Annotated in this window: 23 protein-coding genes; 12 read left to right on the plus strand and 11 right to left on the minus strand. The window is 68.7% G+C overall.

Annotated elements, in window-relative coordinates; all coding sequences use genetic code 11:
- Positions 1-23: 23 nt before the first annotated feature.
- Positions 24-755, plus strand: a complete 732-nt coding sequence (locus CPZ00_RS09640) for a DUF5781 family protein (RefSeq protein ID WP_096390691.1) — start codon at positions 24-26, stop codon at positions 753-755.
- Positions 756-880: 125 nt separating this feature from the next.
- Here CPZ00_RS09640 and CPZ00_RS09645 read toward each other — a convergent pair whose 3' ends face one another.
- From CPZ00_RS09645 to CPZ00_RS09660, 4 genes are all read right to left on the minus strand, one after another.
- The gene (locus CPZ00_RS09645; protein WP_096390692.1) at positions 881-1,519 is read right to left on the minus strand and encodes a 30S ribosomal protein S7; all 639 of its coding nucleotides are present in this window, start codon (positions 1,517-1,519) and stop codon (positions 881-883) included.
- The gene (locus CPZ00_RS09650; protein ID WP_021073582.1) at positions 1,516-1,944 is read right to left on the minus strand and encodes a 30S ribosomal protein S12; all 429 of its coding nucleotides are present in this window, start codon (positions 1,942-1,944) and stop codon (positions 1,516-1,518) included. The genes CPZ00_RS09645 and CPZ00_RS09650 overlap by 4 nt, the downstream gene beginning before the upstream one ends.
- 221 nt (positions 1,945-2,165) lie before the next feature.
- Entirely contained in the window at positions 2,166-2,549 is a 384-nt protein-coding gene (locus tag CPZ00_RS09655) for a DUF5611 family protein (protein WP_096390693.1), read from the minus strand.
- A 136-nt stretch (positions 2,550-2,685) separates the two neighbouring features.
- Positions 2,686-4,092, minus strand: coding sequence for a DUF7093 family protein (locus CPZ00_RS09660; protein ID WP_096390694.1), 1,407 nt, complete (start codon positions 4,090-4,092; stop codon positions 2,686-2,688).
- A gap of 187 nt (positions 4,093-4,279) precedes the next feature.
- Here CPZ00_RS09660 and ncsA point away from each other — a divergent pair, with 187 nt between their 5' ends.
- A complete protein-coding gene (ncsA, locus tag CPZ00_RS09665) occupies positions 4,280-5,293 on the plus strand; it encodes a tRNA 2-thiolation protein NcsA (RefSeq protein WP_096390695.1) in 1,014 nt (337 codons plus the stop codon).
- Between the two features lie 67 nt (positions 5,294-5,360).
- The gene (locus CPZ00_RS09670; RefSeq protein ID WP_096390696.1) at positions 5,361-6,221 is read left to right on the plus strand and encodes an SDR family NAD(P)-dependent oxidoreductase; all 861 of its coding nucleotides are present in this window, start codon (positions 5,361-5,363) and stop codon (positions 6,219-6,221) included.
- A 9-nt stretch (positions 6,222-6,230) separates the two neighbouring features.
- Here the strand turns inward: CPZ00_RS09670 and CPZ00_RS09675 are convergent, their stop codons facing one another.
- Positions 6,231-6,560: a YbjQ family protein gene (locus CPZ00_RS09675; protein ID WP_096390697.1), complete on the minus strand. Its 330-nt coding sequence runs from the start codon at positions 6,558-6,560 to the stop codon at positions 6,231-6,233.
- A 121-nt stretch (positions 6,561-6,681) separates the two neighbouring features.
- A complete protein-coding gene (locus tag CPZ00_RS09680; protein ID WP_096390698.1) occupies positions 6,682-7,203 on the minus strand; it encodes a nicotinamide-nucleotide adenylyltransferase in 522 nt (173 codons plus the stop codon).
- 170 nt (positions 7,204-7,373) lie between these two features.
- Between CPZ00_RS09680 and lonB the strand changes: the two genes are divergently transcribed.
- Both lonB and CPZ00_RS09690 read left to right on the plus strand, forming a co-directional pair.
- Positions 7,374-9,740 (plus strand): ATP-dependent protease LonB, encoded by a 2,367-nt coding sequence (gene lonB / locus CPZ00_RS09685; RefSeq protein ID WP_096390699.1) that lies wholly within the window; start codon positions 7,374-7,376, stop codon positions 9,738-9,740.
- Positions 9,741-9,771: 31 nt separating this feature from the next.
- On the plus strand, positions 9,772-10,656 hold the full coding sequence (locus CPZ00_RS09690; RefSeq protein ID WP_096390700.1) for a CPBP family intramembrane glutamic endopeptidase: 885 nt from the start codon (positions 9,772-9,774) through the stop codon (positions 10,654-10,656).
- 14 nt (positions 10,657-10,670) lie between these two features.
- Here CPZ00_RS09690 and CPZ00_RS09695 read toward each other — a convergent pair whose 3' ends face one another.
- Positions 10,671-11,534, minus strand: a complete 864-nt coding sequence (locus CPZ00_RS09695; protein WP_096390701.1) for a pantoate kinase — start codon at positions 11,532-11,534, stop codon at positions 10,671-10,673.
- A 32-nt stretch (positions 11,535-11,566) separates the two neighbouring features.
- Positions 11,567-12,880: an aspartate--tRNA(Asn) ligase gene (gene aspS / locus CPZ00_RS09700; RefSeq protein ID WP_096390702.1), complete on the minus strand. Its 1,314-nt coding sequence runs from the start codon at positions 12,878-12,880 to the stop codon at positions 11,567-11,569.
- 115 nt (positions 12,881-12,995) lie between these two features.
- Here aspS and CPZ00_RS09705 point away from each other — a divergent pair, with 115 nt between their 5' ends.
- Positions 12,996-13,568: a DUF7575 domain-containing protein gene (locus CPZ00_RS09705; RefSeq protein ID WP_096390703.1), complete on the plus strand. Its 573-nt coding sequence runs from the start codon at positions 12,996-12,998 to the stop codon at positions 13,566-13,568.
- Between the two features lie 30 nt (positions 13,569-13,598).
- Here CPZ00_RS09705 and CPZ00_RS09710 read toward each other — a convergent pair whose 3' ends face one another.
- Positions 13,599-14,141: a MaoC family dehydratase gene (locus tag CPZ00_RS09710; RefSeq protein WP_233255067.1), complete on the minus strand. Its 543-nt coding sequence runs from the start codon at positions 14,139-14,141 to the stop codon at positions 13,599-13,601.
- Positions 14,142-14,378: 237 nt separating this feature from the next.
- On the opposite strand from CPZ00_RS09710, the gene CPZ00_RS15735 reads away from it, so the two are divergent.
- The 6 genes from CPZ00_RS15735 (at position 14,379) to CPZ00_RS09745 (ending at position 20,593) form a co-directional block, all read left to right on the plus strand.
- The gene (locus tag CPZ00_RS15735) at positions 14,379-15,149 is read left to right on the plus strand and encodes a hypothetical protein (RefSeq protein ID WP_199243344.1); all 771 of its coding nucleotides are present in this window, start codon (positions 14,379-14,381) and stop codon (positions 15,147-15,149) included.
- Positions 15,150-15,216: 67 nt separating this feature from the next.
- Positions 15,217-16,044: an undecaprenyl-diphosphate phosphatase gene (locus tag CPZ00_RS09725; protein ID WP_199243345.1), complete on the plus strand. Its 828-nt coding sequence runs from the start codon at positions 15,217-15,219 to the stop codon at positions 16,042-16,044.
- A 183-nt stretch (positions 16,045-16,227) separates the two neighbouring features.
- The gene (locus CPZ00_RS09730; protein WP_096390707.1) at positions 16,228-16,809 is read left to right on the plus strand and encodes a biotin transporter BioY; all 582 of its coding nucleotides are present in this window, start codon (positions 16,228-16,230) and stop codon (positions 16,807-16,809) included.
- Positions 16,806-17,498, plus strand: coding sequence for an energy-coupling factor ABC transporter ATP-binding protein (locus CPZ00_RS09735; protein WP_096390708.1), 693 nt, complete (start codon positions 16,806-16,808; stop codon positions 17,496-17,498). The genes CPZ00_RS09730 and CPZ00_RS09735 overlap by 4 nt, the downstream gene beginning before the upstream one ends.
- The gene (locus tag CPZ00_RS09740; RefSeq protein WP_096390709.1) at positions 17,495-18,211 is read left to right on the plus strand and encodes an energy-coupling factor transporter transmembrane component T family protein; all 717 of its coding nucleotides are present in this window, start codon (positions 17,495-17,497) and stop codon (positions 18,209-18,211) included. Before CPZ00_RS09735 ends, CPZ00_RS09740 begins: the two co-directional genes overlap by 4 nt.
- A 108-nt stretch (positions 18,212-18,319) precedes the next feature.
- On the plus strand, positions 18,320-20,593 hold the full coding sequence (locus CPZ00_RS09745) for a (Fe-S)-binding protein (RefSeq protein ID WP_096390710.1): 2,274 nt from the start codon (positions 18,320-18,322) through the stop codon (positions 20,591-20,593).
- Positions 20,594-20,663: 70 nt separating this feature from the next.
- Here CPZ00_RS09745 and CPZ00_RS09750 read toward each other — a convergent pair whose 3' ends face one another.
- The gene (locus CPZ00_RS09750) at positions 20,664-21,710 is read right to left on the minus strand and encodes a threonine aldolase family protein (RefSeq protein WP_096390711.1); all 1,047 of its coding nucleotides are present in this window, start codon (positions 21,708-21,710) and stop codon (positions 20,664-20,666) included.
- 292 nt (positions 21,711-22,002) lie between these two features.
- Positions 22,003-22,362, minus strand: coding sequence for a thiol-disulfide oxidoreductase DCC family protein (locus CPZ00_RS09755; protein ID WP_096390712.1), 360 nt, complete (start codon positions 22,360-22,362; stop codon positions 22,003-22,005).
- Positions 22,363-22,446: the final 84 nt, after the last annotated feature.

Below are 22,446 nucleotides of genomic sequence, written 5' to 3' on the forward strand. Positions count from 1 at the left end.
GGTAGGCCGTGATACTGATACGCATGGACCTCCGAGTACACGGCGACGTCGCTCCCGACCCGTTCCTGAGCGCGGCCGACCTCTTCGAGACGGAGTTCACGGTGGCGGACCCGGTTCGGGTTCGCGTCCGTGAGAACCCCGACGAGCGCACGTGGGCCGCCCACTATCCGGACCACCACGTGCTCAACATCTCGCGGCGGGCGGCGACGAGCGCGATGGCCCGCGAGTTGGCGATTCACGAGTTCGCCCACATGGTTCGTCACGAGGAGTCGCACCCGTCACACACCCAGTCCACCGAGGAGGCGCTCTATCTCGGACTCGCCGGCGAGTCGATCGAGCGTCGCAAACTCACTCACTGTTATCAGATCGCGAATCACATGAAGGACATCTACGCCGACGACATCACGCTCTCGGTCGCGCCGGCGGACAAGCTCCTCGGATTCCTGGAGTCGACCCTTGCGGGCGCGATTGCGGACCGACCGGTCCCGCCACGCCCGGGATCGACGCCGGTCACGCCCGGGGCCGACCCTGAAATAACGGCGGTCAACGCCGCGTTCGCCCTCGCGCTGGTCGAGCGTCACGGCCTCGCCGACCGCGACCACCGGCTGTACGACCTCGCACGGGCGGCCGGCAGCGATGCACCCGCGATCGACGTTCCGGACTTCAAGCGTCGATTCCTCGCGCTCGGACCGAACCCCTCCGAAAGCGACTATCGGAAGGCGTTGGTCGACGCGACGCGAGCGTACGCGGTCTAGAGGCTTTCAAGTGTCTTGGAGAGGCAGCTCTCAAGCTCAAGTGCCGGTTGGTGACCTCGACGTTCGGATCGCCGAGCGCCGCGCTGATCCGGGCGGAGAACGGGAGATAGAAGGTGCGGGCCGGTTTAGCGGGCCGCGGCCGCGACGCGTTCGCGCTCCTCCTTCTGGGAGATCGCGTACGTCTCGACGTCGTAGTCGGCCGCGCCGGTGAGCTGGCTGGCCAGCGCCTCGGCGGCCGTGGTGGTGGATTTGTACGTCGCCGACTCGACGCCGTCGGCGATGAACTTGAGGGCCTGGTCGACGCGGCGCTGGGGCGCGACGTCGACGGCTTTCGGGACCGAGATGCCGCCGTACTTCAGGCGGACGGTCTCCTCACGCGGGGCCGCGTTCTCGACGGCCGTCACGAGGACCTGCACCGGGTTCTCGTCGGTCCGCTCGTGGACGAGATCGAAGGCGTCACGGACGATCCGCGTGGCCTGCTGTTTCTTGCCGGTGTTCTCCTCGTTCTGCATCAGCCGGTTGATGAGCCGCTCGACGAGCGATATCTCCGACTTCTGGAACTGCTTGGAGGCGTGACGGCCCATCGTGTGGGCGATCGGCGTCACGTTGAGGTACCGCTTCGTGGAGGGGTCGCTGTAGGCGATCTCCGAGACGTCCCAGACGCCGAACAGCAGGGCGTTCTCGGTGGCAGCATCGCTGTCGGCGGGCGCGTCTGGCTCGGGCGTCTGTGCCTCGGCCGCCTCCGCGTCGTCGCTCTCGCTCATCGGACGGGCTTCTCCGCGTTGCCGCGAACCAGTTCGATCATCGAGACGCCGTTGACCTTCTCGACCTTGTAGTTGACGCCGGAGAGGTCGCCCATCGCGCGACCCTTCGCGCCGCCGATCCCGGCGATCGTGACCTCGTCGTGCTCGTCGATGAAGGAGATCGCGCCGTCGCCCGGACAGAACGCCGTGACCTGCTTGCCGTTCTTGATGAGCTGGACCCGGACGCACTTCCGGATCGCGGAGTTGGGCTGTTTGGCTTCGATACCGACCTTCTCCAGGACGATGCCGCGGCCCTGCGGCGCGCCCTCGAGCGGGTCTGACTTCTTTTTGAGCCCGCGCTCTCGTCGAGCGTACTCGGAGTCGGACCAGCGCCGCTTCTGCCGGTCCTGTTTGAGCTTGCGGGCCGCGTACTTACCGTTCGCCATCGTACCCACCCTTCCGAACGGAGCTACTTAAGCGCCCGCTTTCCGGAGCGGTGAAACCGACTCAGATCCGGCGAGGGATAGCTATCGTGGATTCTGAGCCGGTTTCTGATCACGGCGGTACCGGAAACGGCGGACGCTCAGAAACGATGAGAGGATAACGAGCACGCAGCGGTCGTTTCGGATCGCTCCGTGGCGATCCGCGATCGGCAGGTCGGCTCCCGTCAGTAGTCGGGCGACTCGTCCTCGACGGCCCGTTTCATCGAGTCACGGCGGGACTTGGCGTCGCGGCCGGTCGCCTCGAGGAGAAAGTCGTTCTTCGCGTCGACCGCATCGGCGGCTGCCTCCGCGTCCCCGTCGGCGATGACCTCCTCGGCGGGCCGCTCTTCGAAGTGGACTGCGAGTTTGTCCTTCTTGCCGTCGTAGCTCGCCGCGCCGGCGACTATCCGTTCGAAGACCGGATTCTCCGGTTCCTCAACGACGTATAGCTCGTGGCCGTTGACCTCTTCCGTGCCCGAGACCGTGCCGAAGTACTCCTCGATCGATCCCTTCAGATCCGGCATTCGCTCCTCGAGGTACTCGCCGCGGCGCATTTTGTACTCCTTCATTGCCGCGACGTTCGAAAGCGGGCGGTAAACCAGTTTCGTCACGAGCGACGCGCGTGAGCGGCTCCCGAACGTGGTGCACGGCGAACGTGATGCACGGCGAACCGGGACCCTCGGAACGTCGGAACACACCGCGAGGTTAGGCCGACTTCGAGGTTGGCCGTTCCGCGATGTAGCCACGCTTGCACTCGGGACAGATGTCGCCAGCCCGCATCGAACTCCGGCCCGCCGGCTGGACGAGGTCGCACTCCGGACAGAAGTATTCGGTCGCCGATTCCTCCGGCTCGGCCGCGACGTCGGCCTCGCGCACCGCGGTGATACCCGGGTCCTCGACGTCGATGCTTCCTCCGCCCTCGTCCGGGGGCCCCGACACGACGGCGGCGTCTGCCCCCGCAGAGCGATCGAGCACGTCAGTCGCCTCCTCGTAGTCGGCCGGGTCGTCTGCCTCCGGTGTCAACCCGCCCTCGAAGGAGACCGCGGACTCGACGGGGTCGCCGGCGTCCGGGTCGGGGTTCGCATTGAATCCCTCGTCCTCGCCGCGCTGCTCCGGCCACTCGCCGTGGCCGGTGTGCAGGTCGGCTGCGGTTCCGTTCGCGTCCTCGCCGGACGCGTCGCCGGAGGCTCCGGATCGGGTCTCGCCAGCTGCGTCGGGCGTCTCGGACGTTTCGGCCCCATTGGTCCCCTCGATCGACGATTCATCCGCGCTCGTCCGCGCGGAATCCTCCGCGGGCCACTCCCCGTGCTTCCGTGTCGGAGCCTCGCCCGTGTCGCCGGCGTCGGCGTCGAGGATGACGCCGTCGTCGGTCACGCCGTCGGCGGCGTCCGGATCGTCCGTTGACGCGTCCGATCGCGTCGCCGTCGCTCCTGGCGTCTCGTCGGCGGCGCTCGTCCCGCCATCCGGGTCGTCGTCGGGCTCGTCGGCGCCGATCAGTTCGGCACCGTCGTCCGGGCCCGCGTCGCCCGGATCCTCGTCCGACGAGGTGGTTTCGATCGGGTCCGCGATCGGTGGTTCCCCGCCGCCAGCATCGGGATCGACGTCGACCTCCGCGGAGCCGTCCCCTTCGACCGTGATCCCGTGGTCGTCCGTCGGCGAGTTCTCGCTCGGTTCGATCGCGTCGGCGTTCGCCACGTCGGTCTCCGTCCCGGCGGCGGTGTCGCGGGTGGTCGTGCCGATGATCTCCGCGTCGTCCGCCGTCGATCCGGTTCCGACGCCCGTGCTCGATTCGGTCGGCGATCCGGCCGTTTCCTCCTCGTCGACGGTCACCGCGGCGTCCGGCTCGTCGTTTCGACCGGACCGGGGCGTCTCGACCGCATCGCCGGCTCCCGCGTCGGCGGGCGTCTCCTCCCGATCGACGCGATCCGCCTCCTCGGTGAGCCGGTCAAGGGAGGTCACCTCGGTGTTCTCGCTGACGATCTGCGACTCGCCGCAGCGGTCACACCGCTTCACCTCGCGGACGGTCACGACGACCTGTTCCCCCTCCTCCTCGCGCTCACGCTCGAGTTCCGGCTCCCCGAAGTCGTGTCCGAGCAGACACCTGAGTCCCATTTACCGTGCCCTGTGCGGTCCGAACGTAAAAAACGTCGCCGTCGGCGTCCGACGGGCGGCGGACGAACCGAGCGCAAAACCGTCCCGAAACCGGAACTGCTCGGCCCGTCCGGTGTGCGGCGCGGTCCGAGTCCGGTGTGCGTTCAGCCCGAAACCCGTATCCCCTCCGGTCGACAACTCACGCGCGATGGACTGTGACAAGTGCGGCGCCGACGCGGTGACCCACGCGGCCTACTCCGGGGCCCATCTCTGTGGGGAGCACTTTCGCCGGTCGGTCGAGAAGCGCGTCCGACGACGCGTTCGCGAGGACGGCCTGCTCGCTCCGGACGCCACCCCGGACGACCCCGATCGATGGGTGATCGGCCTCTCCGGCGGCAAGGACAGCGTCGTTCTCGCGACGATCCTCGAGGAGACGTTCGGTCAGGACCCCCGCGTCGAGCTCCTCGGCCTGACGATCCACGAGGGGATCGAGGGCTACCGCGACGAGAGCCTCGCTGCCTGTCGCGAGCTGACCGACGACCTCGGGATGCACCACGAGGTGGTCTCCTACGCCGAGGAGTTCGGCGTCGAGATGGACGACGTCGTCGAGACCGACCCGGAAAACATGGCTGCCTGCGCCTACTGCGGCGTGTTCCGGCGCGACCTCCTCGAGCGGTACGCCGAGGAGCTCGACGCCGACAAGCTCCTGACCGGCCACAACCTCGACGACGAGGCGCAGACGGCGCTGATGAACGTCCTCGAGGGGGACGTCCGCCAGATCGCCAAACACTTCGACGCCTCGCTCGGGCCCTTCGGCGATCGGGACTCGGGACCGGCCGACGAGCCGGAGCCGGACGCCCGTGCCGAATCGGACCACTTCGTTCCGCGCGCGAAGCCGCTCCGGGACGTCCCCGAGAAGGAGGTCGCACTCTACTGTCACCTTCGCGATCTCCCATCGCACATGGCCGAGTGTCCACACGCCGCGGAGGCCTATCGCGGCGAGATCAAGTCTATCCTCCACGAGCTCGAGGAGTCTCACCCGGGCACGCGTCACTCGATCATGGCCGGCTACGAGGAGATCGCGGGGATCGTCGCCGACCGCTATCGCGAGGACGGTGACGACGACGACGCCGACCTCGGCGAGTGCGCCGAGTGTGGCTCGACGACGAGCCGCGAGGTCTGCCGGAAGTGTCGGCTGATCGAGTCGATCGAGGCGGTCTAGCGGCTGTGGTCGTCGGCCCTCTGCGGTCGTCGGCCCTTTTTTTACCGGTCGCCGGCGAGGACCGGATATGACGCGAGGAACATCCGACGACGACCGGCAGGACGGCGGGGACCGACGGGACGACGGCGACGCCCAACGCGACGGCGACGGACGACTCCACGATGAGGCCGTGATCCTCACGGGCGCCAGTCGTGGGCTGGGCGCCTCGATGGCCACGCAGTTCGTTCGTGAGGGCGCGAACGTCGCGCTCACCGCGCGTGGCGAGTCGGACCTCCGCACCGTCGCCGAATCGGTCGCCGACGCGCCGGGCGACACGATCGTCGTCCCCACCGACGTGACCGACGAGGCGGCGGTCGCCGCGCTCGTGGAGGCGACCGTGGATGCGTTCGGCGAGGTAACCGGGCTCGTGAACAACGCGGGGATCGGAACGCTGAGCCTGCACGACGAGCGACGCACCGTCCTGGAGACCGAGTCCGCGGACTGGCGTCGGATCCTCGAGGTCAACCTGACGGGCTCGTTCCTCTGTGTTCGACACGCCGTTCCGGAGCTGCTCGACGCCGGCGGCGGAAACGTGATCAACGTCTCCTCCGGGCTGGGACGACGCGCGGCGCCCGGCTGGGGCCCCTACGTCGCCTCGAAGTGGGGACTCGAGGGGTTCAGCCGCACGCTGTCCGACGAGATCGCGGACGCGGGCGTGAACGTCAACTGTCTCGACCCCGGCGGCCGGGTCGGGACGCGTTTCTGGGATCACCTTCCCGAAGGGGAACGGGACGACGTCCTCGAACCGGACGTGATGGACGAGGCGGCGACCAGGCTGCTCGCGCAGGGATCGGGCGGGGTCACCCGCGAGTCACATCCCGCCGCGGAGTGGGAACGGCGGCTGGATCGGGACGGATCGGCGTCGAACGAAGAGGCGAACGGGAAGTGACCTGCCACGCTAGCGCGGGCGGGTGCTGACCGCCGTCCCGGAGAGATTGACCCACAGCATTCCCTCGCCCATCTCCTCGTAGTCGAAGGACGCGCCCACGACCGCGTCGGCGCCGCGGTCGGCGGCCTCGTCCTCGAGGTCCGCGATCGCCTCGATCCGTCCGGTCTCGATCTTCTTCTCGTAGGACCCGCTGCGTCCGCCGACGACGTCCCGAATGCCGGCGGCGATGTCGCTGACGACGTTCGCGCCGATGACCGCCTCGCCGGACACCACGCCGTGGTACGTCGTTATCTCGCGGTTCTCCAGGCCGTCCGTCGTCGTGATCGTGACGTCGGTCATACGGCGGGACTACGCCGTGAACGATGATAACTGTGCGTGACGCACCGACTGGCCGGTCGCCCTCGAACGAGACGACCGGGACGGTGAGCGCCGAACGCGAGGGGGACCGAATGCGGCACCGTTAAAGCGAACTGCCGTTCGAGTCCGTTTCGGCGATCCGCCGGATCCGGTCGACGCCGTCGGTCTCCTCGATGACCTCGACGACGGCGTCGGGCACGAGGGTCTGCCAGTCGCGGTCGTGGATCATCCGCTCGCGCAGTTCGGTTCCCTCGAGAACGTCGCGCCGGAACATCGGCGACTGCCGGACCTCGACGCCGGCCTCCTCGAAGAGCCGGATGACGAGCGGGTTGTTCGAGTAGGCGACCTGGAACGCCGGCGACATGCTCTGGACGTGGCTGACCCAGACGGAGTTGCGTTCGAGGTCCTCGATCGGAACGACGTAGGTCGTGAGGTCGAGGTCCTCGACCGCCTTCGTCACCATCATCACGCGTTCGCCCGCGGTGAAGGGGTTCCGCGTGGAGTGTGAGTCGCCCGCGGACCCGATGCCGAGGACGAGCTCGTCGACCTCCTCGGCGATCTCCTCGACCATATGGAGGTGGCCGTCGTGAAACGGCTGGAAGCGGCCGATGTAGAACCCCCGCATATCCGGACCTACCGGCGGGATGGGTATTAAAGACGGCGAGTTCAGTCCGCTGCCGTAATGGCGTTCGATAGCGCCTCTCGTGGCCGTTCTCGACCGCTTCGACGACAACGGTGAGGGGAGAAAGTATATCAATCGCCGTCACCTCGATCCAAACAGCGACGAACGATTCTATGAGCAACGAGAAGGACGAGAACGAGCGCCCCACCGAGCACGGGGCACCCCCCTCCGGGGCGGGCGATCCGGCGGCACCGGCCGACCGCGAGAGCGACGGTGACGACCACGGACGTCCGGACGCGGACGGGGACACATCCGAGGAATCGACCGATCAGGGCCGAAACGGCGATCCGACTGCGGCCGACGATCGCCCCGCCGACGACGGGTCGGCTACCGGCGATCGGCCCGCCGCCGACCGGATCGACGACGACCCGGACGGGACCGGTTCCGAGGAGGACCCCGACGGGATGATCTATCCCGGCCCGGACTCGAACGGCGCGCTCACGACCGAGATATCGGAGGACGCCCCCACGGAGGGTGAAACACCCGACGCGACCCGGGACCGCGGGGAGCCCGAGGACGATCGACCGTCGATCGAGGAGCTCGGCAGCGACGTGGAGGTCCACGGCGCCGAGGTCGAGGAGGAGCCCGACGAGGACGATCTCCTCGGCGGCCTCAAGGTCGACTCGACCGAGGACATCGAGATCCCCGACCGGCTCGTCGACCAGGTCATCGGGCAGGAACACGCCCGCGACGTCATCATCAAGGCGGCCAAGCAGCGCCGCCACGTGATGATGATCGGCTCGCCGGGAACCGGCAAGTCGATGCTCGCGAAGGCGATGGCCGAGATGCTCCCGAAGGAGGAGCTACAGGACGTCCTCGTCTACCACAACCCCGACGACGGGAACAACCCGAAGGTCCGGACCGTTCCCGCCGGCAAGGGCGAACAGATCGTCGACGCCCACAAGGAGGAGGCGCGCAAGCGCAACCAGATGCGCAGCTTCCTGATGTGGATCATCATCGCCGTCGTGTTGGGCTACGCGCTCATCATCGCCGGCCAGATCCTCCTCGGCATCATCGCGGCCGGCGTCATCTGGCTCGCGTTCCGGTACATGAACCGCGGGTCCGACGCGATGATCCCGAACCTGCTCGTGAACAACGCGGACACGAAGACCGCCCCGTTCGAGGACGCGACCGGTGCCCACGCCGGCGCGCTGCTGGGCGACGTCCGCCACGACCCCTTCCAGTCCGGCGGGATGGAGACCCCCTCCCACGACCGCGTGGAGGCCGGAGCCATCCACACGGCGAACAAGGGCGTGCTGTTCATCGACGAGATCAACACCCTCGACATCCGCAGCCAGCAGCACCTGATGACGGCGATCCAGGAGGGCGAGTTCTCGATCACCGGCCAGTCCGAGCGCTCCTCGGGCGCGATGGTCCAGACCGAGCCCGTCCCCACGGACTTCGTGATGATCGCCGCCGGGAACCTGGACGCGATGGAGAACATGCACCCGGCGCTGCGCTCCCGGATCAAGGGCTACGGCTACGAGGTGTACATGGAGGACACGATCGAGGACACCCCGGAGATGCGGCGGAAGTACGCCCGCTTCGTGGCCCAGGAGGTCTCCAACGACGGTCGGCTCCCCGAATTCACCGCGGAGGCGATCGAGGAGATCATCCTCGAAGCGAAGCGCCGCGCCGGCCGGAAGGGCCACCTGACGCTGCTGTTCCGGAACCTCGGCGGGCTCGTCCGCGTTGCCGGCGACATCGCCCGCGGCGAGGGTGCGGAATACACCACCCGCGATCACGTGCTCCAGGCGAAGGGACGTTCACGCTCGATCGAGCAGCAGCTCGCCGACGACTTCATCGAACGGCGGAAGGACTACGAGCTGCAGGTCTCGGAGGGGCACGTCGTCGGTCGCGTCAACGGTCTCGCCGTGATGGGCGAGGACTCCGGGATCATGCTGCCCGTGATGGCCGAAGTCACGCCCTCCCAGGGCCCCGGCGAGGTGATCGCCACCGGCCAGCTCAAGGAGATGGCGCAGGAGGCGGTCTCGAACGTCTCGGCGATCATCAAGAAGTTCTCCGACGAGAACATCTCGGAGAAGGACATCCACATCCAGTTCGTCCAGACCGGCCAGCAGGGAGTCGACGGTGACTCCGCGTCCATCACGGTCGCGACCGCCGTCATCTCCGCGTTGGAGAACGTCGGCGTCGATCAGAACCTGGCGATGACGGGGTCGCTGTCGGTCCGGGGAGACGTCCTCCCTGTCGGCGGGGTCACCCACAAGATCGAGGCCGCGGCGAAGGCCGGCTGTGACCGCGTCATCATCCCGGCCGCCAACGAGCAGGACGTGATGATCGAGGACGAGTACGAGGAGATGATCGAGGTCATCCCCGTCAGCCACATCAGCGAGGTGCTCGACATCGCGCTGGAGGGCGAGGGGGAGAAGGACTCGCTCGTCTCCCGGCTCAAGTCGATCACCGGCTCGGCGCTGAAGGAACAGGGCGTCGCGAACCCCTCCAACCCGAGCCCGCAGTAGGGCTCGTCCCCGAGGGGCGCTGGTTTTTCGAATGCCGAACTGGACCGGATTCACGATCGCAAGCGTCGGTCTCACCCTCGTTCTGCTGGCGTTGACCCGCCGGTCGCAGGCCGTCCTGAAGGATCTCCGGGTCGTCGACGACGTGGACTCGCGGACGGAGGACGGTTCGAACGCCGGCGAGATTTCGGAGGCAGCCACGGCGTCGGCGGCCGACGCGACCTCGGAGACCGACGCGACGTCGGCGTCCGCTTCCCCCCACGACACGGGCTCGGCTCACGGCTCGTCCGCGGGCGACCGCGCTCCGACGATCACCACGCGACTGCTCCTCGCGAACGTCGTCGTCTCACAGGGCCTGTTCCTGGTCGCGGTCGTGGCGCTCGTGTGGTGGTACGACGTGCCGATGTCGACGCTCGGCCTTCCGCCGGAGTTGCTCGTCGTCCGCTCGGTCGGAGACGGCGTCCTCGCGGGGGCCGCCGTGGCCGTTCTGAACGAGCTCGGCGCGGGGATCGGGCGTCGGGTCGGACTGCCGGGCCCCGAACGACTCCGTGAGTCGCTGGCGCCGACGGACGCGGTCGAGTGGGCGGTGCTGCTCGTGGTCGTTCTGCCCACGATCGCCGTCTTCGAGGAACTCCTGTTTCGCGGCGTCCTGATCGGCGCCTTCGCGGCTGGGCTGGGCATCACCCCGTGGCTGCTCGTCGCCGGATCCGCGCTCGCGTTCGGCCTCGGACACGGCGCACAGGGCCCCCTGGGCGTGACCGTGACCGCGGTTCTCGGAACGGTTCTCGGCGGTCTCTTCGTCGTCACCGGCTCCCTCGTCGTCGTGGCCGTGGCTCACTATGTGATCAACGCGGTCGAGTTCGTCGTCCACGAGGGGCCGGTCGAGTCCTCGGACGTCGGCGCGTGGTTCGCCCGGTGAGGGCGCCGATCGCTTCACTCCGTGGTTTCGTCACTCCCGCACACCCGCGATCCACCCGGGTGAACGCGACAGACCGTCGGATCGTAGCCGGCGTCGGACAGGCCGGTTCCGAGCGCGAAGACGGTCCGACCGAGCATCGCCATCGACGCCTCGCCGCCGACGTCGTCGACCAGGTCGATCGCCTCCGCGACCGCCGGCACGAGCAGCCCGGCCTCGCGCGCGAACGTTCTCGAGGCCTCCATCAACGTCGACAGCGTGGGCTCTCCCTCCAGGGTCGTCAGCGCGCGCTCGCCGGCGGTCGAGAGGTCCGCGGTGTCGTCCTCGAGGACCGACTCGGTCGGCAGCTCGCCGAAGGTGACGTACTCGACGCGTGTGGTCGCCGGAATCCCGTCGAGCGTGCCGTAGCCCGGTGCACCCGGCTCGAGACGGATCGGGGCCCCGCCGCGGGCCTGTGCGACGACGTCGCCGAGCCCGGTTCCGGCCTCGACCTCGGCGGCGTGGGCGATCCGGATCAGATCGTTCTCCGACCGTCCGATCCCGAGCGCGTCGGTTGCTGCGAGGGCGGTTCCGAGCGCCGCCGCTCCCGAGACGCCGAACCCGGCGCCGATCGGGAGATCGGTCTCGATCGCGACGCGTGCGTCGACGTCCAGCGTCGAGAGGACGAGCGTTACCGGATCGATCGTGGTCGACTCGCCGTTCACCGTCTGTCTCGCGGTCGCGTCCGGCTCCGTGACCGGATCGACGGTGACCGTCACGCCGTCCGAGACCGTGAGTCCCGCGCCGCGGGAACCCGCCGCGTGGACGTTCCGGTCCGGATGGGGGCTGAAGAACGCCGTGACGTGTCCGGGGACGAACGCGCTCGACGGATCGCCGGTCATTCGAACGGATCAGCGTCGGTCATTCGAACGGGCTAGGGGCTGAGCCGCTGGCGGTCACGCGGGAACAGCACCGCCTCGCGGATGTTCTCGAGGCCCAGCATCGTCATCACGAGACGCTCGGCGCCGATGGCCCAGCCGGCGTGTGGGGGCATCCCGTACTTGAACATCTTGGTGTAGTACTCGAACTCCTCGGGATCGAGCCCCTGCTGTTCGAAGCCGGCGATGAGCTCCTCGTAACGGTGTTCACGCTGGCCGCCGGAGACGAGTTCCATCCGCGGATGCATCAGGTCGAAGCCGGTCGAGAGCGTCTCGTCGCCGTCGTAATCCTTGATGTAGAACGGCTTGATCTCGGAGGGCCAGTCGGTGATGAAGTAGTGTTCGCCGACGTCCTCACCGAGCGCGTGTTCACCCTCGGTCGGGAGGTCGTCACCCCACACGAGCTGGTCGTCGAGTTCGCCGGTGGCGTTGATCCGTTCGATGGCCTCCTCGTAGGTGAGCCGCGGGAACGCCTCCGCCGGCGGCGCAAAGGAGTCCTCGAGACCGAGGGCCTCGAGCTGCGGGCCGCAGTTCTCGGCGACCGCCTCGTAGGCCGACCGGATGACCGACTCGCAGACGTCCATCGCGTCCTCGTGGTCACAGAAGGCGCCCTCGAAGTCGATCGAGGTGGCCTCGTTGAGGTGTCGCGGCGTGTTGTGCTCCTCGGCGCGGAATATCGGCCCGATCTCGAAGACGCGCTCGAGACTCGAGCCCGCCGTCAGCTGCTTGAACAGCTGCGGCGACTGGTTCATGAACGCCTCCTCGCCGAAGTAGGTGATCGGGAAGAGCTCGGTGCCGCCCTCGGTGCCGGTCGCAACGATCTTCGGGGTCGTGATCTCCGTGGCGTTCGCCTCGCGGAAGGCCTCCCGCGCCGCGCGGAAGATCTCGCCGCGGATCTCGAAGACGGCCTTGACCTCGTCCTTCCGCAGGTCGAGCGTCCGGTTGTCGAGCCGGGTCGACAGCTCCGCGTCGACCTTTCCGGAGGGGTCGAGCGGCAGCTCGGTGTCCGACTCCGCGAGCACGTCGACGGAGTCCGGGGTGATCTCGACGCCCGTCGGCGCGCGTGGCTCCTCGTCGACGGCGCCGGTCACCGCGATCACCGACTCGCGTGCGACCCCGAGGCCCGTCTCGACGAGCTCGTCGTCCATCTCGTCCTTCTCGAACTTGACTTGGATCCGGCCCTCGGTGTCCCGGAGAATGAGAAACGCGATGCCACCGAGGTCCCGGACCTCGTGTACCCAGCCGGCGACCGTGACGTGATCGCCCGGCTCGGCGTCGGACGTGTACGTGCGGTCTTCGAGTCCGTGCATACCTCCCCGTTCCGGGGAGAAGGCTTAAAAGACGTTGATTCCGACTCCGCCACCCGGAGGGACGCTGACTCCGCCACCCAGAAGTTTCAGTACGCCGCGCCCATAACGTCCGAGTATGTTGCACCGGTTGCGGCCGTGGATCGCCGCCGCGCTGGCGCTCGCGATCGTCGGGCTCGGCCACGCGTATCTGCGGCGGTGGGGCCGCGGACTCGTCTGGCTGTTCACCGTCGTGGGTGCGTCCGTCGTCCTCCACTCCGTCAACGACGTGGAGCCCGTGAACCCGCTCACGAACCCCGAGGGCGTCCCTGCCGTCGTGTTGATTCCCATCACTGCCCTCGTCCTCCTGTCCGCCATCGACGCCTACGTGTTGGGACGACGGGACCGCGATCGTGCTCGGACTCAGGCCCGAGCCGCCGTCGTCGGCGACGGAACGGACGACCGGTCGATGAACGGTCCCGCCGATCCTCCATCCGGGACGTCCGACCGTTCGTCCGGCAACGGACCGACCACGACCGGAACCGAACGCCCCCCGACGCGAAACGCGGTCCCGGCGACGCCGACGGAGACTCCGGCGGTGACCTGTCCGCACTGCGGCAAGGAGACCGACGCGGAGCTCGACTTCTGCCACTGGTGTACCGAACCGCTGCCGACCGACGGGGAGGGGGACGGAACCGGCGCCGTCCGGTAGGACGGCGACTCGCGAGCTGACCGAGCTTCCTCACTCTGCTCCGTCGGCCGGCTCCCGCCGCTCGACGAGTTCGTTGTTCTCCAGCGTGAGTACCGTCTCGCCGTCCTGATTGGTCACCGTGATCGCCTCGTGGATGATCCCGGCAGCGGGGTTGCTCTCGGAGGGGCGCGTGTCCAGGATCTCGAACGCGACCGAGAGCGTGTCGCCCGGTCGAACCGGTGCGTGCCAGCGCACGTCGTCGATCCCGAGCCCGGCGATGACCGCCCGGTCGCCACGTGCCGCGTCGACGAGCAGGCGGACCGACAGCGACAGCGTGTGGTAGCCGCTGGCGATGACGTCGCCGTAGGGGCTCTCGGCGGCGGCCTCGGGATCGGTGTGAATGTCGAGCGGGTCGTACTCCTGGGCGAACTCGAGGATCTCCTCACGCAAAATCGTCGTCGACCCGCATCGTGTGACGGTTCCGGGCTCGACGTCCTCGAAGTAGATCGTGTCGTCATCGTCGTTCGAAGCCGTGTCGTCGCCGCGTGCCGCGGCGTCCTCGTTTGACATCGTTCCGTCGGATCGATCGGTCATATCGCGGCATATGGAAACCGGAGTCAAGCCGGTTCCGCTTCCGAATCGGGAAGGTTTCGCATCCGATCCGAGGTCGTTTCGCATCCGATCCGAGGTCGTTTCGCATCCGATCCGAGGTCGTTTCGCATCCGAGCCGGGGCGTTTCGCATCCGAGCCGGGACGTTTCGCTTCCCGACCGGGATCGCGTATCTCTTTATGGACGTATCCGTGATCACACCCAAGAGGTCGACCCAGCGTATGTCATCCGACACCGACGCCGCCGCGTCCCGGTCGATCGACCCGGGCGAGTCACGCATCGGTCGCGCGCTTGCGAGCACGGCGGCCCGCTTCTCGGCCGCCGCCGACGAATCCGCGATCCTCGGCGTCGCCCGTCGGGGACTCGACCGTGCGGGCGACGCCGCGACCGACTCGACGCTCGCGGACGGCGGTCGGTTTCTGGTCCGGGCGACCCGGCGATCGTGGTTGTTCCGGTGGCTCACCGCCGAGCCCGAGCCGGAGGTGATCGTGATCGACCTCCGGGAGACGTGGACCGTGGGACCGGTCATTCGCCTGATCGACTACCTGTTCGACCGCCTCGCGGGCGGCGTGACCGATTCGCGGGTCGTCGCGCTCGCGAACGCGGTTCACGCCGAACTCCGCGCTGCACCCCTCCAAGTCGCCGGGATCGTCGCCATCGGTGCCGGCATTGCGACCCTGGGCGCGTCGACGATCGGCGGCGGACCGGTCGTCGGCGCCTCGACCGTCCTCGCGCTCGCGCTCGTCGCGGGCGGCGCGCTCGCGCTCCGGGACGACCGGTCGTGGGCGGCGCTCCGGGAGACGAAACCGGTCGAGCTGCTCGTCGCCGCGCTCGAACCGCCCGACCCGCCGGCCGGTACCGACGATGTCGGGGACCAGACCGCCGCGAACGAACCCGCCGCTAACCACGCCGCTGCCACTGACCACGCCGCTGCCACTGACCACGCCGCTGCCACTGACCACGTCGATCACGCCTCGGACGAGCGCCGGTGATCGAACCGTTCCGGCTCGCCGCCGGGATCGACGCCGCTTAAGTGTCGCCGCGTCCCCTCTCCCGATAGTGACTCTCACGGAACTCGCCGTGGCGGTCCTGGCCGGGATAGTCCAGGGGGTCGTCGAATGGCTCCCGGTCTCGAGCCAGGGCAACCTCGCGTTGGTGCTCACCGCCGTCGGGACGGACCCACAGGTCGCCCTCCAACTCGCGCTGTTCCTGCAGGTCGGAACGACCCTTTCGGCGGCGACCTACTACCGGTCGGACATCGCGACCGCGTTCGCCGCGGCACCGGGGTGGCGGCCTCGATCGGCGTACGACGCGGACAACGCGATCGTTTCGTACGTGATCGTCGCCTGTCTGATGACCGGACTCGTCGGCATCCCCTTATATATCTTCGCCGTCGATCTGGCGGGCCAGCTCACGGGCGGCGTCTTCATCGCCGCCATCGGCGTCTTACTGTTGCTCACCGGCGCGCTCCAGCTGGCCTCCGAGTCGGTCGCGATGGGCGGACGGGAGACCCCGACGCTCCTCGATTCCCTGCTCGTCGGCGGCGTCCAGGGCGTCGCGATCCTCCCCGGCGTCTCCCGGTCGGGCGTCACCACGAGCGCGCTGTTGTTCCGTAGCTACGAGCCCCCGGCCGCGTTCCGGCTCTCGTTTCTGTTGTCGATTCCCGCGAGCCTCGCCGCAGCCGCGCTGACGGTCGCCGGCGCCGGGGGTCTCCCCGGAATCAGTCCCGTGGCGGCGGCCGTCGCGCTCTCGGTCAGCGCCGTGGTCGGCTACCTGACGATCGACGCGTTGATGCGGGTCGTCGAGCGCGTTCCCTTCTGGGCCGTCTGCGTCGCCCTCGGAACCCTCGCGATCGTCGGCGGCGGCGTGGTCTCCGTGATCGCGTGACGGTATGGTCTCCGTGATCGCGTGACGGCAACACCCGACCATCGCGTGCTGGTCCTCGCCCCGCATACGCCACTCATCCCGCACGTATTGGTGCGCCCGCGGGGATCGTCGATCGTCGAACACCCATTCCCCGATCGTTTCGTAAACCAGAATTCTAAAGTGGGTTTACGAAAACGGTCGCGTATGTCAACCGCCACGGAGTCGGTCGACCTCGTCGGTCACGAATCGACACGAAACCTCGCCCGCGCGGCGCTGTTTGCGGCGCTCGTCGGTGCGTTCGCGTACGTCTCGTTCCCCGTCCCGCTCTCCCCCGCGCCGGTCACGCTGCAGGTCCTCGGCGTCTTTCTCGCCGGGGTGCTGCTCGGCCCGGTCTGGGGTCCGGCGGCGCTTGGAATCTACCTGGCTGCCGGTGCCCTCGGCGCGCCGGTCTTCTCCGGCGGCGCGGGCGGGCTGGGCCATCTCGTCGGCGCGACCGCCGGCTACCTCTGGTCGTATCCGGTCGCGGCCGGCGTCGTCGGCCTCGCCGTCCACCGCGGAACCACGCTTCGGGACCTCGAGACGGTCGGCGTTCCGACGCTGGTCGGCGGGCTGATCGCCGGGACGGTCGTCATCTACGCGGTCGGCGTGACCGGGCTCGCGCTCGTGCTCGGGCTCGACCCCGTCGAGGCGGTCGTGCAGGGCGCGCTCGTCTTCCTCCCGGCCGAGGCCGCCAAGATCGCGGCCGCGGTGGGGGTCGTGCGTTCGGACTCCCTGGCCGCGGCATGATAGCGGTCGACGCGGTGACGCTCGACCGCGGCGGCGTTCGCGCCCTCGATGACGTCTCGCTGACGATTCCGGACGGCGAGTGTACCATCCTCGCCGGCGCGAACGGCGCCGGCAAGACGACGCTCGTTCGGACGTTCAACGGACTGGTCACGCCGGATTCGGGTACCGTTCGCGTGAACGGGACTCCCGTCGAGGCGGATCCGCTGGCCGCCAGACGCGCGATCGGGATGGTGTTTCAACACCCGCGTGACCAGATCGTCGCCGCGACGGTCGCCGCGGACGTCGCCTTCGGTCCGGAGAACCTCGGTCTCGACCGCGAGACCATCGAGGATCGGGTCGACGACGCCCTCGAAGCGGTCGGGCTCTCGGACCGGCGGGACGGCCGCGTGGATGAGCTGTCGGGCGGGCAGCGTCAACGGCTCGCGATCGCGGGTGCGCTCGCGATGCATCCGTCCCATCTCGTGCTCGACGAGCCGTTCACCGGCCTCGACGCCGCCGCCCGTCGGTCGGTCCGATCCCGCCTCGCGGCCCTCCACGAGGAGGGGACGAGCGTGGTCATCGTCACCCACGACCCGCGATCGGTCCGCGATCTCGCGGACCGGATCGTGGTCCTCGCAGACGGCGATATCGCGGCCGTCGAGAACGGGGACGTCGACATCGGCTCGTCGCTCCACGTCGATCCCGAATGACGGTCGCGTACGTTCCGGACGACTCCCGCTTTCACCGACTCGATCCGCGGTCGAAGCTGTTCCTGCAGGTCGCCTTCGCGGCGGCCGCGTACGCGTACACCACGCCGCAGGGGTTGGCGGTCCTCTCCGCTCTCGCCGTGGGCTGCGTGTGGGCCGCCGGCGGAACCGTCCGGGAAGTTGCGTGGGGCTACCGCTGGAGCGCCCCGTTCCTTCTCGTGGCGCCCGTCGTCGCGGGGATCACCGTCGGGCCGCCCTGGATCCGGACCGCGGACGCGTTGACGACCGGGCTTGCCAGCTACCGGGTCGGGATCGTGTTGCTCGTCGCGGGCTCGTTCGTCCGGTCGACACCGGTCCGGGAGTCGCGGGCGGCCCTGCAATGGTTGGTTCCCGGACGGCCGGGTCGGGTCCTCGGCGTCGGCGTCGCACTCGTCTTCCGGTTTCTGCCGCTGCTTCGTCACGACCTCGCGAGCACGCACGCGGCGGTCCACGCGCGGTGCGGCGCGGAGCGGCCGGTCCATCACCGGATGCGGATCGTGGCGGTCGCCGGGATCGCTCGCGCGCTCGGGCGGGCGGACCGTCTCGCGACCGCGCTGACGGCGCGGTGTTTCGCGTGGAACCCGACGCTTCCCCCGCTTCGGTTCTCGCGGGCCGACGTCCCGGTGGTGCTGCTCGCGACGGGGCTGTTCATCGCCGCGATCGTCGCGGTCGCGTGACTCCTTCGGATACTGGCGGTGGTCACTTCGGATACTGGCGGTGGTCAGTCGTGCGACGGCCGCCGGATAGTGGCAAGATTTAACACCCGATCGACGGTCGGTTGAAGTATGCTACCGCTGCAGGCGACTCGCGAGACGTTCTGGACGATCTCACCGACGGGTAAAGCCGTCTTCTACGTACTGGCGACCGTTGCGATCCTCGTGCTCGCGTACGGGGTCTACGCGCGCTTCGCCCGGTACGCCGCCGGGCGCGAGGCCTCGGTGGACCGGCTCTCGGACCTCCCCGAACGGATCGTGGCGGCGACGCGGATCGTGGCGACCAACCGCAAGCAGTTCGACCGCGACCGCTATGCCGGGGTGATGCACACCTTCGTCCTCTGGGGCTTTCTCGTCCTGCTGATGGCGACGACCATCCTCTTCATCGACATGGACCTGTACGGTCCGCTCACCGGCAACTCCTTCTGGACCGGCGAGTTCTACCTCGCCTACCAGTTCGTCGTCGATGCGTTCGGACTCCTGTTCGTCGTCGGCGTCGGGATGGCCCTGTGGCGGCGCTACTGGACGCACAACGCGCGGCTGTGGGGCAAGCACACCTCCCTGGAGGACGACGCCTTCGTCTGGTCGCTGTTCCTGCTCGGGATCGGCGGCTTCCTCGCGGAGGCGGTCGCGATCATCGGCCAGCCCGACCGAGCGACCGAGTCGGTCAGCTTCATCGGCCTCACGATGGCGACCGGGCTCGAGACGGCCGGCCTCACGCCCGATCTGGCGGCCGCGATCTATCCGGTCATCTGGTGGCAACACGCGCTGCTCGCGCTCGCGTTCGTCGCGTGGATCCCCTACGCCAAGCCGTTCCATATGCTCTCCTCGTTCGCGAACGTGGTGGCCCGCGACGAGAACGCCGGCGCCCGTCTCCCGAACGTCCCCGCGGACCTCGACCACACGAACGCCGAATCGCTCGACGACTTCACCTGGAAGGAGCTGCTCGACCAGGACGCCTGCACGAAGTGCGGCCGGTGTTCCTCCGTCTGTCCCGCGAACGCGTCCGGACGCAACCTCGATCCCCGCGACGTGATCCTCGATCTGAAGGCGTACCGCGAATCCGTCGCGGACGACCCCGTCGTCGGCCGGTCGCCGGACGCGGTCCCGCCCCGGGCCGACGAGCTCGACGGCGGCGCGGTCGCCGACGGCGGCAGCGCGACCGCGGAAACGGTCCCGATCGTCGCCGAGGAGGGCGGCGTGATCGCCGCGGAGTCGATGGAGTCGTGTATGTCCTGTATGGCCTGTATGGACGCCTGTCCCGTCGACATCGAGCATCTCACCTCGTTCACCCGGCTCAACCGCCAGCTCACCGACGAGGGGGCGCTCGACTCGAACCTCCAGGACGTCTTCCAGGACGTGATGAGCACGGGCAACACCTTCGGCGACTCCCCGGACGCCCGCGGCGACTGGACCGAGGACCTCGCGTTCGAGGTCGACGACGCCCGCGAGACCGAGGTGGAGTATCTCTGGTACGTCGGCGACTACCCGAGCTACGACGACCGCAACAAGAAGGTCGCCCGCGCGCTCGCGAAGCTGTTCGAGCAGGCCGGCGTCGAGTTCGGGATCCTCTTCGACGACGAGAAGTACGACGGCAACGACGTCCGCCGGATCGGCGAGGAGTTCCTCTACCTCGAGCTGGCCGGCCACCACGTCGAGACGTTCGAGGACTGCGAGTTCGAGACGATCGTCTGTACGGACCCGCACTCGTACAACACGATGAAAAACGAGTATCCCGAGCTCGACTTCGAGGAGTTCGCGGACGACCCGATGATGCCCTTCGAGTACGACGAACGGTGGAACGCCGACGGCGAGATCGACGTGAAACACTGGACGCAGGTCGTCGAGGAGCTCGTCACCGACGGCCGCCTCGGGCTCTCGGGTAACGAGCTCGACTACACGGTGACCTACCACGACCCGTGTCACCTCGGCCGGTACAACGACGAGTACGAGGCCCCCCGCGAGCTGATCCGCGCCACCGGCGCCGACCTGCGGGAGATGCCGCGCTCTCGGTCGGACTCGTTCTGCTGTGGCGGCGGCGGGGGCGGACTCTGGATGGAACACGACGAGGAGACGAAGCCGAGCGAGGAGCGGCTCCGCGAGGCGCTCGAGGACACCGACGCCGGCGCCGCCGTCGAGAAGTTCGTCGTCGCCTGTCCGATGTGTACCACGATGTTCGAGGACGGCCGCAAGACCGGCAACTTCGAGGACGACATCGAGGTCGTCGACGTCGCGGAACTCCTGATCGAGGCCCTCGAGACCGCGGGAAAACTTCCCGACGCGTCCTCGGATGAAGTCTCGGCCGGCGACGGGGCCGCCGACGGCGGTCCGGCCGCCGCGGACTGATCTAACCGTCGCGGACTGATCTAACCGTCGCGGACTGCTTTCGTCCGGTCGCCGCCGACCGTACTGATCGTCACGATCCTTCGACGATCGCTGCGATCCGGTCGATCGCGGCGTCGATGGCCTCGCGGTCGACGTCGAGGTGCGTCGTGAATCGAACCGTGTGTTCGTCGAACTCGACGCCGCCGATCCCCGCGTCCGTGCACGCTTCGAGGAAGGTCGCGGCGGTGTATCCCGTCCCCGATACGTCGACGACCACGATGTTCGTCTCCGGATCGGCCGCCGCCAGTCCCTCGAGGTCGTCGAGCCCGCGTGCCAGCCGGGTCGCGTTCGCGTGGTCGTCAGCCAGCCGGTCGACGTTCTCCAGCGCGCACAGCCCGGGGGCGGCGATCAGCCCGGCCTGGCGCATCCCGCCGCCGAACAGCTTTCGGACGCGGCGTGCCTCCTCGATGAACGGCGCCGTCCCGGCGAGCACGGAACCGACCGGCGCGCCGAGCCCCTTCGAGAGACAGACCATCACGCTGTCGACGGTCTCCACCAGATCGGACGCGGGCGTATCGAGCGCGACCGCCGCGTTGAACAGCCGTGCGCCGTCGACGTGGACGGGAACGTCGTGGTCGCGGGCGACCGCCGCCGCGTCGTCGATCCGTGCCTTCGGGATCGCCCTGCCGCCGCGGTAGTTGTGCGTGTTCTCGAGCGCGAGCAGACCGGTTCCGGGACGGTGGAGGTCGCGGTCGATGAGCCCCGTCTCGATCCGTTCCGGCGTCGGAACGCCCCGTTCCCCGGCGTCGATCGCCCGGGTCTGGACGCCCGAGAGTGCCGCCGCGCCGCCCAGCTCCCACCGGTAGATGTGTGACTCCGCCTCGAGCAGCACCTCGTCGCCCGGGTTCGTGTGAACCTGGACGGCGATCTGGTTGCCCATCGTCCCCGATGGAACGTAGAGGGCCGCCTCCGTTCCGAGCTGCTCGGCGACGCGGCCCTCGAGCTCGTTCACCGTCGGGTCCCCGCGATAGACGTCGTCCCCGACCTCGGCGGTCGCGGCCGCTTCACGCATCGCCGCGGAGGGACGCGTCACCGTGTCCGACCGGAGGTCGACGTCGAGATCCGGTTTCGGTTCCATATCGATCGGTTCGCATACACGGGCTTAGTGGTGCCGGCCACGGGATCGGATCGAGTCGGGCTGCCGGATTCGCCTCGGCCGAGAGAATCAACTTCTTGACACGATCGATGTCCGACGCACCCGACGTACCGGCCACTCGACGACCGACTCACTCGACGACCGACTCACTCGACGACCGACTCACTCGACGACCGACTCACTCGACGACCGACTCACTCGACGACCGACTCACTCGACGACCGACTCACTCGACGACCGACTCACTCGACGACCGACTCACTCGACGACCGACTCACTCGACGTCCGAGCACGACCGGACACGGCCCCAGATCGCGCGCCGGTCGGCGACGAACCGGTACCCGCGCTCGCGGATCCGCCGCCAGCACGGGAGCCGGCGTGCCGCGTTCATGGCGCGCCGCCAGCCCGGGCCGAACCGGGCGACCACGCGCTCGAGCGCCTCGCCGCAGGAGTAGACGGCCTCGTCGGTCAGGAGGTGCATACAGGACTCGAACTCCGCCGGGAGCCGGGCTCGCTGGTCGGGCGAGAGATCCCCGAACCCGACCGGCTCGAACTCGCCGTGGCGCAACGCGATCCGGACGCACCACTTACAGAACCCGCAGTCGTCGTCGTAGACCAGGCGTGGCGTCGCCATACCGGCAGGTTGGCTGCGGTTCGGCTTGGCGCTTTGGGTCAGAACCGGCCCGTCGTCGACCTCGCTCCTCGAGTCGGACGCGGG

The organism is Halopenitus persicus (genome assembly GCF_002355635.1).
GTDB classification, from domain to species: Archaea; Halobacteriota; Halobacteria; order Halobacteriales; family Haloferacaceae; genus Halopenitus; species Halopenitus persicus_A.